The sequence below is a fragment of the Microbacterium sp. ARD31 genome, from assembly GCF_031844425.1.
In genome coordinates this window covers 221972-236373 of record NZ_JAUZVE010000005.1, presented here as the reverse complement: position 1 = coordinate 236373, position 14402 = coordinate 221972, and the positions used below count along the sequence as shown (strand labels likewise).

The 14402-nt window shown below is 71.6% G+C and carries 7 protein-coding genes; 5 read left to right on the top strand and 2 right to left on the bottom strand.

From position 1 onward, the window contains the following. Positions 1 to 138 precede the first annotated feature (138 nt). The gene (locus tag Q9S36_RS16690; RefSeq protein WP_311286092.1) at positions 139 to 2106 is read left to right on the top strand and encodes an MGH1-like glycoside hydrolase domain-containing protein; all 1968 of its coding nucleotides are present in this window, start codon (positions 139 to 141) and stop codon (positions 2104 to 2106) included. Between the two features lie 93 nt (positions 2107 to 2199). Here Q9S36_RS16690 and Q9S36_RS16685 read toward each other — a convergent pair whose 3' ends face one another. Then, the gene (locus Q9S36_RS16685) at positions 2200 to 8232 is read right to left on the bottom strand and encodes a fibronectin type III domain-containing protein (RefSeq protein WP_311286090.1); all 6033 of its coding nucleotides are present in this window, start codon (positions 8230 to 8232) and stop codon (positions 2200 to 2202) included. 452 nt (positions 8233 to 8684) lie between these two features. On the opposite strand from Q9S36_RS16685, the gene Q9S36_RS16680 reads away from it, so the two are divergent. Next, positions 8685 to 9698, top strand: a complete 1014-nt coding sequence (locus tag Q9S36_RS16680) for a LacI family DNA-binding transcriptional regulator (RefSeq protein WP_311286089.1) — start codon at positions 8685 to 8687, stop codon at positions 9696 to 9698. Here Q9S36_RS16680 and Q9S36_RS16675 read toward each other — a convergent pair whose 3' ends face one another. After that, a complete protein-coding gene (locus Q9S36_RS16675) occupies positions 9699 to 10451 on the bottom strand; it encodes a rhamnogalacturonan acetylesterase (RefSeq protein ID WP_311286088.1) in 753 nt (250 codons plus the stop codon). On the opposite strand from Q9S36_RS16675, the gene Q9S36_RS16670 reads away from it, so the two are divergent. From Q9S36_RS16670 to Q9S36_RS16660, 3 genes are all read left to right on the top strand, one after another. Beyond that, the gene (locus tag Q9S36_RS16670; protein ID WP_311286087.1) at positions 10450 to 12225 is read left to right on the top strand and encodes an ABC transporter ATP-binding protein; all 1776 of its coding nucleotides are present in this window, start codon (positions 10450 to 10452) and stop codon (positions 12223 to 12225) included. The genes Q9S36_RS16675 and Q9S36_RS16670 overlap by 2 nt on opposite strands. 116 nt (positions 12226 to 12341) lie before the next feature. Next, positions 12342 to 13427 carry a Gfo/Idh/MocA family oxidoreductase gene (locus Q9S36_RS16665; RefSeq protein ID WP_311286086.1) on the top strand — a complete coding sequence of 362 codons (1086 nt, stop codon included), beginning with the start codon at positions 12342 to 12344 and terminating at the stop codon, positions 13425 to 13427. A 1-nt stretch (position 13428) separates the two neighbouring features. Next, positions 13429 to 14400: a hypothetical protein gene (locus tag Q9S36_RS16660; RefSeq protein ID WP_311286085.1), complete on the top strand. Its 972-nt coding sequence runs from the start codon at positions 13429 to 13431 to the stop codon at positions 14398 to 14400. The last annotated feature ends 2 nt before the right edge of the window (positions 14401 to 14402 follow it).

The following is a 14402-nucleotide window of genomic DNA, read 5'->3' as shown; positions in this document are numbered from 1 at the left end:
CTCCTCGTTGCCCGTCTGCGGCGACGGGTTCGCTGATCCAGGAAGATCTTGATTTGATCGATCAAATCTGAGGTAATAGTGCCCACACATCCTCGTGGCTGTCAAGACCGCGGCCGTGGAATCCGGAAGGCGAGAATCGTGACCACCCCGCTCCAACCCCTGCTGCACGACGCGGTCGTCGTGCTGCGAGCCCCCGTCCAGGTCTGGTCGGATCGCACCGGCACCCTCGGCGACGGCGCCATCGACGGCGTCTACGCCGGCGACTGCCGTCTGGTCCGCGCGGCCCGCATCGAGGTCGGCGGACGCACCCCCGAGCACATCGCCACCGGTCTTCCGCGCAGCGATCGCGCGCGCTTCGACCACCTGCTGCGAGATCTCGACGACGCCACCCCCGACCCCGGCGTGCGCCTGGTGGTGCATCGCGAGGTCGACGGCACGGGATGGGGCGAGAGCCTCGTCCTCGACAACCGCCGCCCGGTCGCCCTGACCACGACGGTGGTGGTGCGGATGACCCCCGAGCAGACGCCCATGGACGTGGTCAAGCTCGGCCGGCGCGGGGTTGCGGCATCCGCGCGCATGGACGGCGACGCAGCGACGTGGTTGTCCCCCGACCTCGACGCCGCGCTGTCGGCGACCGGGCTCGAGATCGCGCTCGACGGCGGTGACATCGTCCTGCGCGCCGACGTCGCCGTCCCCGCGGACGCGTCGATCACGCTGGGCTGGCGGCTCGACGTGGTCGATCGCGCTCCCGTCGTCGGGCCCGCGACGGGAGTCGCCCCCTGGGCGCTCCCGGTCGTCGACGGTCCCGACGACCGGCTCGCCCGCTGGGTCTCGCGCGCGCTCGACGACCTCGATGCGCTGCGGATGACGGCGCGCGGCGGCACCGACCAGTTCATCGCCGCGGGCGCCCCGTGGTTCTTCACCCTCTTCGGCCGCGATTCGCTCTGGACCGCCCGCTTCCTGCTGCCCCTGGGCACCGATCTCGCGCGCGACACGCTGCGGGTTCTCGCGGGCCTGCAGGGCACACGCATGGACGACCTGACCGCGCAGGAGCCGGGCAAGATCATGCACGAACTGCGCCGCGCGGGCGTCTCGCTCGACGAGGACGGGGCCGAGCTGCCCCCGCTGTACTACGGGACCGTCGACGCGACGCCGCTGTGGATCCTGCTGCTGCACGACGCGTGGGAGTGGGGCATGGCCGACGACGACGTGCGCGCGTTGGTGCCGACCCTCCGCGGCACCCTGGCGTGGATGCGCGACCACGGCGACGCCGACGGCGACGGCCTGCTCGAGTACATCGACCGCGCCGGCACGGGCCTGGCCAACCAGGGGTGGAAGGATTCCGGCGACTCCATCCAGTGGAAGGACGGCACCCTCGCCGAGGGACCGGTCGCCCTCGCCGAGGTGCAGGGCTACGCGTACGAGGCTGCGATGGCCGGCGCGCGGCTGCTCGACGCGTTCGGTGACGACCCCGCCGAGGCCGAGACCTGGCGCGCGTGGGCGGAGGCTCTGCGCGGACGCTTCCACGAGTCTTTCTGGGTGGAGGACGAGCACGGCGCCTACCCGGCGATCGCCCTCGACGGCGGCAAGCGTCCCGTCGACACCGTCACGTCCAACATCGGGCACCTGCTGGGCACGGGACTGCTCGACGACGCACAGGTGGACGAGGTCGTCGCGCGACTCACCGACCCGACGATGGACAGCGGCTACGGTCTGCGCACCATGTCGACCGCCTCGGCGCGCTACTGGCCGCTGAGCTACCACGGCGGATCGGTGTGGACCCACGACACGGCGATCGTGATCCACGGCATGGTGCGCGAGGGGCGCGCGGCGGCCGCCGCACCGCTCGTGCAGGGCCTGCTGCGGGCGGCGACAGCCTTCGATTTCCGGATGCCGGAGCTGCACTCCGGGGACGGCGTGGACGACACCGCGACACCCGTCCCCTATCCCGCCGCCTGCCGCCCGCAGGCCTGGTCGGCGGCGGCCGCCGTCGAGGTGCTCGCCGCGGTCACCGGGCTTCGGCCCGGGGCCGACGGCGTGCGCACCGACCCCATGCCCGGCTTCGAGGGCATCCGGGTGACGGGGCTGCCGCGCACGGAGCGCTGACGCCGCAGTCCCACGCGGAGTACGTGAGGCCCGGCATCCGATGGGGATGCCGGGCCTCACGGTCTCGCGGGACGTCCTATGTCACGGCGCCGCTCACTTCACCTTGACCTTCACCTGGGCGGTGGTCGTCGCGGAGGTTCCCGCGGCGTTGACCAGTTCGCCCGTGTAGACGTAGGTGCCGTTGTCGCGTCCGGCGATCTCGACGGTCGCGACCTGCGCGTTCGGCGAGTCCGGCGAGAGCAGCTGCGTCGAGATGAGCTCGCCGTTCTCGTACAGACGGAACACCGACGCGTTGGTGCCGCGGTGCACGTCCATCGAGACGGTGTAGAACCCGTCCTTGCGGCCGTCGTGGATGGTGAGGACGCCGCGCGCCGGGGCCTGGTCGGCGCCCTCGTCCTCGTACACCAGCAGCTGCACCGTCCGGGTGGCGACGAGGCCGTCGTGGTTGACCGCCCGCACCGTGTAGGTGTGCGTGCCGGCGAGTCCGGCCAGGTCGATCACGTCACCGGGCGCGACGGGTTCGCCGTCGAACGCGATGTCGAGGTTGCGGATGCCGGACTCCGGGTCCTCGGCGACGGCCGCCACGGTGAGCGACGCGCTGTCGGCGAGCAGGGTTCCGTCGGCGGGCATCCCCGAGATCACCGGAGCGGTGTCGTCCGAACCGCCGGCCGGAGCGCCGGTGACGGCGATGGACGGCAGCGGGGCCGCATCCATCCCCTCCCCGATGAAGAAGCTCGGGTGCGGCGGCTGGTTATAGCCGGTGTTCTGCCACGCCACGGCGACCCGGTACTGCAGGTCGTGCATGAGCGTGGGGATCCGGATGCCGGTTTCGGCGGTGGTGGAGTAGATCCGCAGCTCCGACGAATCCGCCGAGCGCCACGCGATCTCTTCGCGCCAGTCGCCGAACAGGTCGCCCTGGACGTTCGGAGTGCCCTTCGTGCCGTTGTTGGAGCGCGCTCCCTCGTCGGCCAGGATCACCTCTTCCGTCCCGGTCTCCCAGTTCCACTTCGAGATCGTGGGATACCCCTGGTAGGCGGCCTCGTCGAAGCTGTGATCGACGATCTCGCGGAGCGGGTCGCCGTCGAACCAGGCGAGGAAGTTGGCGGCAGGGATGCTGCTGCCGATCCGCTCGCCCGAGGCCGACATCAGGTAGCCCTCCCGGGTGTTCCAGGCGGCGTCGCCGCCGACGGCCCATCCCTCGGCGCCGGCGTGACGCGGGTCGATGTCGCCTGCGGCGGCGCGGCCCGTGTCGCGGTCGGCGGGGATGTCCCACAGGATCTCACCGGTGCGCGCGTCGCGCATGGTGGCGCCGCGGTTGCCGGACGCGGTCATGTTCTCGTGCGCGGAGAAGATCTCCAGGCCCGGGCGGGACGGATCGAGATCCGAGACGTGCTGCGCGTCGCCGTGGCCGAGGCCGGTGGCGTAGAGCAGTTCGCCGTCGTCGTCGATCGTGGCGGATCCGAAGACCACCTCGTCCTTGCTGTCGCCGTCGACATCCGCGACCGACAGCGAGTGGTACCCCTCGCCGTACAGCCCCTCCATTCCCTCGTCGTTCGAGTCGGCGACCCAGCGCTCGCTGAGCTGCCGGCCGTCGAAGTCGTACGCGGCCACCACCGCGCGGGTGTAGTACCCGCGGCTGAAGATCGCGCTCGGCTTCTCGCCGTCGAGGTAGGCCACGCCCGCGAGGAACCGGTCAACCCGGTTGCCGTAGGTGTCGCCCCACGAGCCGACGTCGCCCCGCGCGGGGGTGTAGTCGATCGTGTCGAGGGCCGCTCCGGTCTCGCCGTCGAAGACGGTGAGGTACTCCGGGCCGGTGAGGACGTATCCCGAGCTGTTGCGGTGGTCGGCGCTGGCGTTGCCGATCGGCTGACCGACGCCGTCGATCGTGCCGTCGCCGGTCTTCACGATCATCTCGCTGGACCCGTCGCCGTCGAAGTCGTACACCATGTGGTGCGTGTAGTGCGCTCCGGCGCGGATGTTCACGCCCAGATCGACCCGCCACAGCCGCGTGCCGTCGAGGCGGTACGCGTCGAGGTACACGTTGCCGGTGTAGCCCGCCTGCGAGTTGTCCTTCGCGTTGGACGGGTACCACTTCACGATGTACTCGTACGTCCCGTCGCCGTCCACGTCGCCGACGCTGACGTCGTTCGCCGAGTACGAGTAGGGCTGGCCGTCCTTCGTGTACGCGTCCGCGGGCTTCTGAAGCGGAAGCGACAGGTAGGCCGAGGACTGCACGCCGAACGCGTCGGTCTCGGTGGTCTCGACGTCGTTCAGCACCTTCGTGATGAAGTAGGTCGAGTCCGCATCGCCGTCGGCGTCCCGCAGGTTCGTCGAGTCCGTGATGGGCTCGTCGGTGATCCGGTCGCCGTCGCGGTAGACGTGGAAGGCCACGGATGCCGGGTCGGTTCCCAGCAGTCGCCAGGTGACGAGGTTGCCCTCATCGGTGGCCATCGCGTGACCCGCGCGGTCGAGGTACTCCGCCTGCCGCTGCAGGACGGTGACCGCCTCGGTGGCCAGCTGATCGGATGCCGGTCCTGTGCCGCCCGCGTTGACCGCGATCACCGTGTAGTAGTACGGGATCGTGGTGAGCACACCGGCGGCGTCGACGAACCGGTTGGTCTCGGCGATGCCGACCAGGTCGCCCTGCTCGCCTTCCACCTCGGAGCGGAACACCAGGTAGGACAGGGCCGAGACCGGCTCCGCCCACGAGATCTCGATCTCGCGCTCCTCGATGCGCTCCACGCCCAGGTTGGTCGGTGCGGTGGGGGCTTCGACGTCGGGGTCGACGAACGACACCTCCACCTCGGGCGACGGCACCGACTCGAGGTCGGTCTGGTCGACCGCGGTGACGTAGTAGGTGTAGTCGAGTCCGACGCGTGCCGTGGTGTCGGCGTACTCCGGCTCGGTCGTCGATGCGACCTTCACCGGGTCGGCGTCGAACGGCGACTGGCGGTAGACGTTCCACGACAGGTCGGGTTCGGCATCCCACGCCAGCGACACGCTCGGCGCCGCCGGGTCGGTGTCCACCGACACCGCCTCGAGCCCGGTCGGGCCGAGGAGGATCGGCGTGACCTCGAGGCCGTTGAAGCGCGTGCCCGACGCGGCGCCGTACGCCTCGACGTTGAGCTGCCCGTCGGTGACGAGGAACGGTCCGCGGAGGGTCTCGTTGACGCTGCCGCGGCCGGCGTTGCCGGAGCCCGCCTCCTTGCCCTCGATCCGGAAGCTGGTGCGGCTGCTGCCGATCCAGTCTCCGGAGTACGTCTTCACCGAGTACGTGCCGTTGGGCACATCCAGGCTGAACGTGCCGCTGTCGCCCGGCAGCAGGAAGTCGCGCACGAGGTCGTTCGCCGCTCCCCCGGCATCGCCGCGGTCACGACCGCCCCATCCGGCGCGGTCGACGCCGTAGCCGCGCTCGGCCGAGTACACCATCTGGTCGGTGACCTCGGTGTAGCCGGGCATCAGCGGGTTGCCGGTCAGCTGGAGGTCGAACTTGTACAGCGCCTGCTTCGTGGTGAAGGTGACCACGTTGCTGGGCTCGGAGTCGCCCCGGCCGTTGACGGCCACCACCTGATACCGGTAGCCGGTGCCCTCGGCCAGTCCCTGCACGATGGAGCTCGTCTGGGTGACCATGCCCACGAGCGCCCAGGCGGGGTCGGGGTCGGCGACGGCCTGACGGTAGATCTTGTAGATGTCCGCCGTGGGCGCGGCATCCCACCGCAGGGTGGCGCCGCCGTTGCTGATCGCGCCGGCGACGAGGTTCTCGGGTGCCGGGGGCACCTCGGCGGGCGGTTCGATGTCGACGACGTCCTCGGCGAGCGGGTCGGCCAGGTCGGCGACGTCCTGCGCGATGAGGCGGGCCATCTGGATGGCGCCGTACTCCTGGAAGTGCGTGTCGTCGACGGTGCCCGCGGGACGGTTCGGGAACACGCCCGGATCCACGTGCAGGAAGACCGCCTTGGCCGCCTCGGGACCGATCTCGTTCAGGTACGCACGGGACGAGGCCGACAGGTCGACCAGGAGGACGTCCTCCTCGACGGCGAGCTCGGTCATCTTCGCCACGTACTCCGGGAAGCTGACGTTGAACTGACCCGTCTCGGGGTCGAAGCTGCGACGTGAGACCGGGGTGACCAGCACAGGGGTGCCGCCGCGCTGGCGGGTGCCCTCGACGTAGACCCGCAGGTACTCCTTGTAGTCCTCCGGGCTGGCGTAGCGATCGTCGACCCCCTGAGTGGCGTCGTTGTGGCCGAACTGGATGAACTGGTAGTCACCCGGGCGGATCGCGCGCAGGATCTCGTCGAGCCGGCCCTGCGTGATGAAGTTCTTCGACGACCGCCCGCCGATCGCGTGGTTGGCGAAGGCGATGTCGTCGGCGAAGAACCGGTCGATCATCTGACCCCAGCCCGCCTGCGGGGCGTACGCGATCGGGTCGTAGGTCTGCACCGTCGAGTCGCCCGAGATGTACACCGTCGGGATCGCTCCGGCCAGCCGCTGCGGCATCCGGGTGATCGTCAGGGCGTTGAGGGATGCTGCGTCTCCGCCGAACTGCAGCGTGAGACGGCCGTCCACCAGCGCGATCGGGAACGACATCTCGAGGTACGAGCCCGCAGCCTGCGGGTTGGCCTGCACCTTGGCGATCGACTCCGCCGTGACCGTGGTCGTGGTGGGGCTGAGCTCGTCGCCCGCGACGAGCTGGACCGAGTAGTCGCCCGCTCCCAGGTCGACCTCGAACGTGGACCCCGCCACCGCGACGAAGTCGGCGCGCAGGGGGTCCTCGGTGCCGCGGTCGACATCGGCTCCCTCGGCGGGGGCGGTGGTGAATCCGTATCCCCACTCGTCGAGGTAGCCGGTGGCGGCGGTCACGGGCAGCGCGCCGTCGGCCACAGCGCCCGGACCGAAGTCGAAGGTGACCGTGTCGCCCTCGGGCAGCGGGTCGGGCGCGACGTAGACCGGCGAGTCGACGGTCGCCGCGGCGGACCCGGCGGCGTTGCTCGCCGTCACGCGGTAGGTCCACGCCTGGTCGGTGTCGACGCCGCTGTCGGTGTAACCGGGCACGTCGAGCGTCGCCAGCGGCGTGAAGTCGGCGGTGCCGGCGGCGGCGCGCGCGACGGCGTAGGACTCGGCGTTGGCCACCGCGGACCATGTGAGCGACACGGTGTCGGTGGTGACCGCGCCCACGGCGAGGTCGGCAGGGGCCTCGGGCCTGGCCAGTTCAGGGATCTCACCGCTGAGCACGCTCGAGCTCTGCGCCGACGCGCGGTCGTACGCCGTGACGGCGACCACGGCGTAGGCGTACGAGCCGCCGACCGCCACGGTGGTGTCGGTGTGCGCGGCGTCCGCGACGCCCTCGGCGATCGGGGCGAACTCGCCCACCGTCTCGCCGGTGACGTCGGCGCGCAGCACGGTGTACGTCGCGGCGTCGGCCACGTCGTCCCACGTCAGGGCGACGGCGTTCCAGGCGACGGTCGTGATGGCGGCGCCGGTCGGCGCGTCGGGGACGACGGGCTCCACTTCGATGCCGTTGATGTAGGTCCCCAGGCCCGTGCCCGTCAGGGTGATGTCGAGCCGGCCGTCGGTGACCTCTGCCCGGAAGGTGCGCTCGGCGTTGCCACCCCCGGGGCTGGTGAAGCGCGTCCCGTCGCCGTCTTCGAGGGCGACCGTGGCGTTGGTGGTCGAGGTCCCGGGGAGGGCGTCGCCGATGGTGACGGTGACGTCGTAGACGTCGGCGGGCACGTCGACGGCGAACTTCCACGCGGTGGAGGCGAGGAAGTCGCCGAGCATCGGGTCGGGGTTGCTGCCGGTGCGGTCGCGCGAGAACAGCCCGTTGCCTGTCTCTTCGACGATGCCGTAGCCGGCCTCGTCGGTGTAGAGGGTGGTCGGATCGACCTCGTTCCAGCCGTCGGCGACGGGGCTGGTCCCTGTTCCGAAGTCGAACAGGTACGCCCCGTTCTCGTCGGGCTCGAGGGCGGTCGCCGCACCCGCGGGCACGGCGGCCAGCAGGGCGCCGACGACAGCGGCGGCGGTGGCGGTGGCGGCGATCCGCCGACCCTGGACGGTCGTGCGGCGGGGCGGCGCGAACGCCACGTGCTCGTGTCTGACGGCTTTCGGCCGCTCGGACGGATAGGGCACGGTTCCTCCTTGTGTCTGCATCGGCAAAGGAGCGACGACGTCGCTGCGGTGCGGCGTCTCTCGCGGTGAACCGGGCGCGTACGGACTCGAGCCCTGGATGTCGTCCCCGCCGGCGGCCCGGCGGGAGCGACTCGCCGGAAAACGCATTCCCAGCGAACGCTCAGAAGTCTCGCATGGACGGGTCGGGATTGGCAAGGGCTTTCCCGAAACGTTTTCCCCGCGGCGGCCGCCGGGTTGCGCAGGCGTGGACGCGTGGCCTAACCTCAGCCGCGAAACGTTTCTGTGTCCACGCCGGCGTGATTACGGACCTCGCCGGCAGGGGACGACCCGCGTCCGCGCGGGCGGCGGCCCGGGCCGCCGGCACCGGCCGTTCCGCGGTGCGCCGCGAGCGGCCACCGTACGATGAAGGCACCCGCAGCCGGGTGAGAGAGCGACGAAGCGAGGGCGAGGCGATGAAGCGAGTCGGCATCCGTGACGTCGCCGAGCACGCGGGGGTCTCGATCAGCACCGTCTCGAACGCGCTCAACCGCCCCGGAACCGTCAGCGAGCAGCTCGCGACCCGCGTGCGATCGGCTGCGGACCAGCTCGGCTACGTCCCGCTCCAGGCGGCGCAGCAGCTGCGGGCCGGGCGCAGCGGCCTCCTCGGCATGACCGTCATCAACATCGCCAACCCGTTCTTCGCCGAGATGGTCGCCGGCGCCGAAGACGCGGCCTCGGCCGCCGGCATGCGGGTGCTCGTCGGCAACAGCAGCGACGACGCCGGCAAGGAGCGGGACCACCTCGAGCTGTTCGAGCGCGTGCAGGTCGAGGGCGCGCTGGTCAGCCCGTTCGGGCAGACCCGGCCGTGGCTGGACAGACTCCGCCGTCGCGGCATCCCCGTCGTCCTCGTCGACGCCGTCGACGACACCGGGCAATCGCCGTCGGTGTCGTTCGACGATGTCGCCGGCGGCCGGCTCGCCGCCGAGCATCTGCTGTCGACCGGACGCCGGCGCCTCGCGTTCGTCGGCGCCCGGGAAGAGGTGCGGCAGGTGCGGGAGCGGCTCGCCGGCGCCCGCGCGGCGGTCGCCGCGCATCCCGGCGCGACGATCGAGCCGATCTGGACCCGGCGGACCACGTCGGAGCTCGGCCGCGCCTTCGGCGAGCAGATCGCCGACCGCTCCCCCGGCGACCGACCCGACGGCATCGTGACCTCCAACGACCATCTCGCGATCGGCCTGCTGCACGGTCTGGTCACCCGCGGCGTGCGCGTGCCCGAGGACATCGCGGTCGTGGGATACGACGACATCGAGTTCGCAGCGATCGCCGCCGTCCCGCTCACCTCGGTCCGCCAGCCCGCGCGAGAGATGGGCCGCACCGCGGCGGAGATGCTCCTGGCCCGCGTGAACGGCGACGACCACGAACAGCTCGAAAGCGTCGTCTACCAGCCCGAGCTCATCGTGCGCGCCTCGACCGGCGGGCACGCCTGATCAGCTGACCAGCTGCGAGCCCTTCGCCGGGCGGTCGCCGTCGCGGCGCTCGATGGCCCGCAGCGAGCGGGCGACGAACGCGGCGATGCGTCGCGCACCCCGCTCGTGGAAGTGGGTGTCGTCGGCGACGCCGTCGGGCCAGGCCGGGTGCTCGCCCGGCGCGAAGTGCGTGAGCAGATCCCGGGATGCCGCGGGCCCGAGATCCTCGTACAGCCACGTCGTGAAGACGGTGAGATCGATGAGGGGCACGTCGAGCTCGTGCGCGAGGTCGCGCACGGCGTTGGGGTAGTCGCCATGGGTGGGCACGACCCGCTCCGGGTCGCCGTCGTGATCGAACCATCGCCGCTCGCACGACGTGCACAGCACCGGGATCCCGCCGCGCTCACGCACGTCCGAGACGAACCCGGCGAGCCGCTCGCGGTACCCGCCGCGTGCGTCGAGCGCAGGATCCTTCTGGTCGTTGTGGCCGAACTGGATGACGACGGTGTCTCCGGCGACGACCTCGGACAGCAGTGACCGCCACGACCCCGCCGCGACGAAGGACGCCGTCGTCGCCCCGCCGAACGCGAGGTTGCGCACCGGCGCATCCACGTGATCGGTGAGGTACGAGCCCCAGCCGGTGAGCGGCAGCTCGGCGGGCTGAGGCGGGGCCACCGTCGAGTCCCCCGCGAGGTGATACGTCATGGTCGTCTTCCCGTCCCGTCCCGGAGGGATGGCGCCGGGTGCGGCATCCCGTCGTAGCATGTCAGCCATGCAGAAAGCGTTTACCGGCACGATACGCGTGATCGAGGGCCCGCGTCCCGCACGCTCCGTGCTGCGGCTTCTCGCGCGTCGGCCAGGCCGCATGACGGTGGCGATCCTGGCGTTCGCGATGAAGGAGGTGCCGCTGTGGTTCCTGCCGGTCGTGACCGCCGAGATCATCGACATCGTCGCCACCGGCGGGTCGGTGACGACCGTGCTCATCTGGTTCGGGATCGCGGCGATCCTGCTGCTGCAGAACTATCCCAACCACATCGTCTACACGCGGAACTTCATGACGGTGGTGCGCGACACCGGCGCCGATCTGCGCAACGCCCTCGCGGCGCGCCTGCAGAGCCTGTCGATCGGCTACCACACGCGGGTGAGCGCCTCCATCGTGCAGACCAAGGTGGTCCGCGACGTCGAGAACATCGAGCTCATGCTGCAGCAGGTGACCCACCCGCTGCTGTCGTCGATCATGGTGCTCATCGGCGCGATCGCGATGACGGCGATCGCCGTGCCGCAGTTCCTTCCCGTGTACGCCCTCGCCGTGCCGATCGCGCTCGTGCTGCGCTGGGCGCTCAGCCGCCGGTCGCGGGCGCGCAACGAGACCTTCCGGCGCGAGGTCGAGGGGTTCGCCGCGCGCGTGGGCGAGATGGCCTCGCTGATCCCGGTCACCCGCGCCCACGGACTCGAGAGCACCGCGGTCTCGCGTGTGGCCACCGGCGCCGACGGGGTGCGCCGCGCGGGCCTTCACCTCGACATGCTCAACGGGCACGTGGCCTCGATCTCGTGGGTCACGATGCAGCTGCTCGGCGTCACGTGCCTCATGCTCGCCGCCGTGTTCTCGCTCACCGGCATCCTTCCGATCACCCCCGGCGAGGTCGTGCTGCTGTCGACGTACTTCGCGCTGCTGACGCAGGGGCTGACGTCGCTGCTCATGCTGATCCCGGTCGGCGCCCGCGGTCTGGAGTCCATGCGCTCGATCTCCGAGGTGCTGCAGGAGCCCGACCTCGAGCAGAACGCCGGCAAGCGCGAGGTGGCCGCCGTGGGCGGTCATCTGCAGCTCGAGGCGGTCACGCACCGCTACGACGGCGCCGACCGCGACGCCGTCCACGACGTCACCCTCGACATCCCGCCCGGCCGCACCGTCGCCTTCGTGGGGTCGTCCGGCTCGGGCAAGTCGACGATGCTCAATCTCGTGCTGGGCTTCGTGCGACCGACATCCGGCCGCATCCTGCTCGACGGCGACGACATGCAGGAACTCGACCTGCGCACCGTCCGTCGCTCCGTCTCGGTCGTACCGCAGGAGTCGGTGCTGTTCGAGGGGACGATCCGCGAGAACATCGCCTACGGCCTCGACGACCCCTCGGACGAGCGGCTGCGCGCCGCACTGCAGGACGCCAACGCCCTGGAGTTCGTCGACAGCCTGCCCGACGGGTGGAACACGGTCGTGGGCGAGCGCGGAGCGCGTCTGTCGGGCGGCCAGCGTCAGCGACTGGCGATCGCCCGCGCCCTCGTGCGGGATCCCCGCATCCTGCTGCTGGACGAGGCGACGTCCGCCCTCGACCCGGAGTCCGAAGAGCTCGTCAAGGACGCCCTCACCCGGCTCATGCGCGGGCGCACGACGCTGGTGGTCGCCCACCGCCTGTCCACGATCCGCCAGGCCGACACGATCGTGGTGCTCGAGCACGGCTCGATCGTCGAGCAGGGCGGCCACGAGGAGCTCCTCGCCCGTCGCGGCCGCTACGCACAGCTGCACGTCACGCAGGCCGGGCTCCCCCGGTAGACGCGGGGCGCTTCACGCAGCACGGCACGAGCCTGCAGGCCGGATAGCGCTTTCCGGCTTGAGCCCGTAGGCTGGATGCCGGCACCCGCCGGCCGCCTCGAAGGAGACACGACCGCATGATCCAGACCCTCCGCTGCGCCCTCGTCGGCACCGGGGCGGTGGCCAATCTGCACGCCCAGGCCGTCGCCGCCCACCCCCGCGCCGAACTCGTCGCCGTGACCGACATCTCGCCGGACGCCGCCCGCGACTTCGCCGCACGCTACGGGATCGCCGCCGTGCACGACGACCTGGCGTCGCTGCTGGCCACCGAGCGTCCCGACGTCGTGCTGATCTGCACGCCCCCGGGGGTCCACCGCGAGCAGACGGTGGCCGCGTTCGCCGCCGGCGCCCACGTCGTCGTCGAGAAACCCCCCGCACCGAGCCTGGATGAGCTTGACGAGATGCGCGCGGCCGCCGACGCCGCACGAAAGCAGCTCGCCGTGGTGTTCCAGCAGCGCACCGGCACCGCCGCGGCGCACGTCAAGCGCCTCCTCGACTCGGGCGCGCTCGGCCGCCCGCTCCTGGCCCAGTGCCAGACCCTGTGGTTCCGCGGCGCCGGCTACTTCGCCGTGCCGTGGCGCGGGAAGTGGGAGACCGAGGGCGGCGGAACGACGCTCGGGCACGGCATCCACCAGCTCGACCTGCTCGCGTTCCTGCTCGGAGACTGGGCGCGCGTCGAGGCGCGTCTATGGCGCCTCGACCGCGAGACCGAGACCGAGGACGCGTCGACCGCGACGGTCCTGTTCGAGCGGGGCGTGGTCGCCCAGGTCGTCGCCAGCGCGGTCTCGCCGCGCGAGACGAGCTCGCTCCGCATCGACACGCAGCGGGCGACGGTGACCGTCGATCATCTGTACGGCCACGGTCACGAGAACTGGTCGCTCACCCCCGCGCCGGGGTTCGAGGCCGACGCCGCGGCGTGGGCCTTCCCCGAGGCCGAGGAGCGCAGCGATCACGGCCCGCTCCTGCGCGACGTGTTCGACGCGATCCTGGACGAGCGGCCGCTGCCGCCCACGGCCGACGCCCCCGCCCGTTCGCTCGAACTCGTCGCGGCGATCTACGCCTCGGCCGACGCCGATGGACGCCCCGTCACCCCCGCCGACCTCGCGGCCCACCCCACGCACCGGCGCGGCTTCGCCAGCCCGGTCACCGACCTTCGCCGCTGACGTGATCGATCCGAGCCCCATCGCTCCTGCCGGCCCCGCTCCGGGCGAGATCTACCGCGACCCGATCTACGACGGCGCCACCGACCCGACGGTCGTCCACGACCCGTCGACCGGGTGGTGGATGTTCTACACCCAGCGCCGGGCCGATCATCCCGATCCCGGCCCGGGTGTGGCGTGGGTGCACGGCAGTCGTATCGGAGTGGCACAGAGCCCGGACGGCCTGCGCTGGGACTATGCGGGCACCCTCGAGCCCGACGCCGCCGGTCTGCGTCTCGACCCCGACGGCCCGCCGGTCACCGTCGCCGAGACCCACTGGGCGCCGGAGGTCGTGCACGACGGCAGCCGCTGGCGGATGTACCTGACCGAGATCGACGGCATCCCCTGGCAGTGGGCCGGGCATCCGCGCCGCATCGTCGAGTACTCCTCCGGCGACCTCACGTCCTGGACGCGGGGGGCGCCGCTGACTCTCGACAGCGACCGCGTCATCGATGCCGCCGTCACCCGCTGCCCTGACGGTCGCTGGCGGCTCTGGTACAAGGACGAGGCCGCCGGTTCGGTGACGAAGGTCGCGGCATCCGATGATCTGGGCTCGTGGCGCGGCGAAGGCACCGCGATAGCGGGCAGACCCCACGAGGGCCCGTACGTGTTCTCGCTCGGCGGGGTGTGGTGGATGCTCACCGACGAGTGGCGCGGCATGGCCGTGTACCGCTCGACGGACACCGTCTCGTGGGAGCGTCAGGGCGGACCCGACGCGGTGATCCTCGGCGAGAGCGGCCCCGCCGCCGAGGGGGTGCAGGTCGGACGCCACGGCATGGTGGTCGTGCGGGCCGACGCCGCACTGCTGTACTACTTCACCCACCCCTGGTGGGACGGCGGCGAGATCGAGGACGCCGATGCCGGCCTCGCCCGTCGCAGCGCCGTGCACGTGGCGAGGCTGCGCATCGTCGACGGCACGCTCGTCTGCGACCGCTGACC

What these genes read in the sequence shown, in the direction of transcription:
- Q9S36_RS16665 (WP_311286086.1), top strand. Translation starts at nt 12,342, where the DNA reads ATGATCCAGACCCTCCGCTGCGCCCTCGTCGGCACCGGGGCGGTGGCC.
- Q9S36_RS16670 (WP_311286087.1), top strand. Translation starts at nt 10,450, where the DNA reads ATGCAGAAAGCGTTTACCGGCACGATACGCGTGATCGAGGGCCCGCGT.
- Q9S36_RS16680 (WP_311286089.1), top strand. Translation starts at nt 8,685, where the DNA reads ATGAAGCGAGTCGGCATCCGTGACGTCGCCGAGCACGCGGGGGTCTCG.
- Q9S36_RS16675 (WP_311286088.1), bottom strand. Translation starts at nt 10,451, where the DNA reads ATGGCTGACATGCTACGACGGGATGCCGCACCCGGCGCCATCCCTCCG.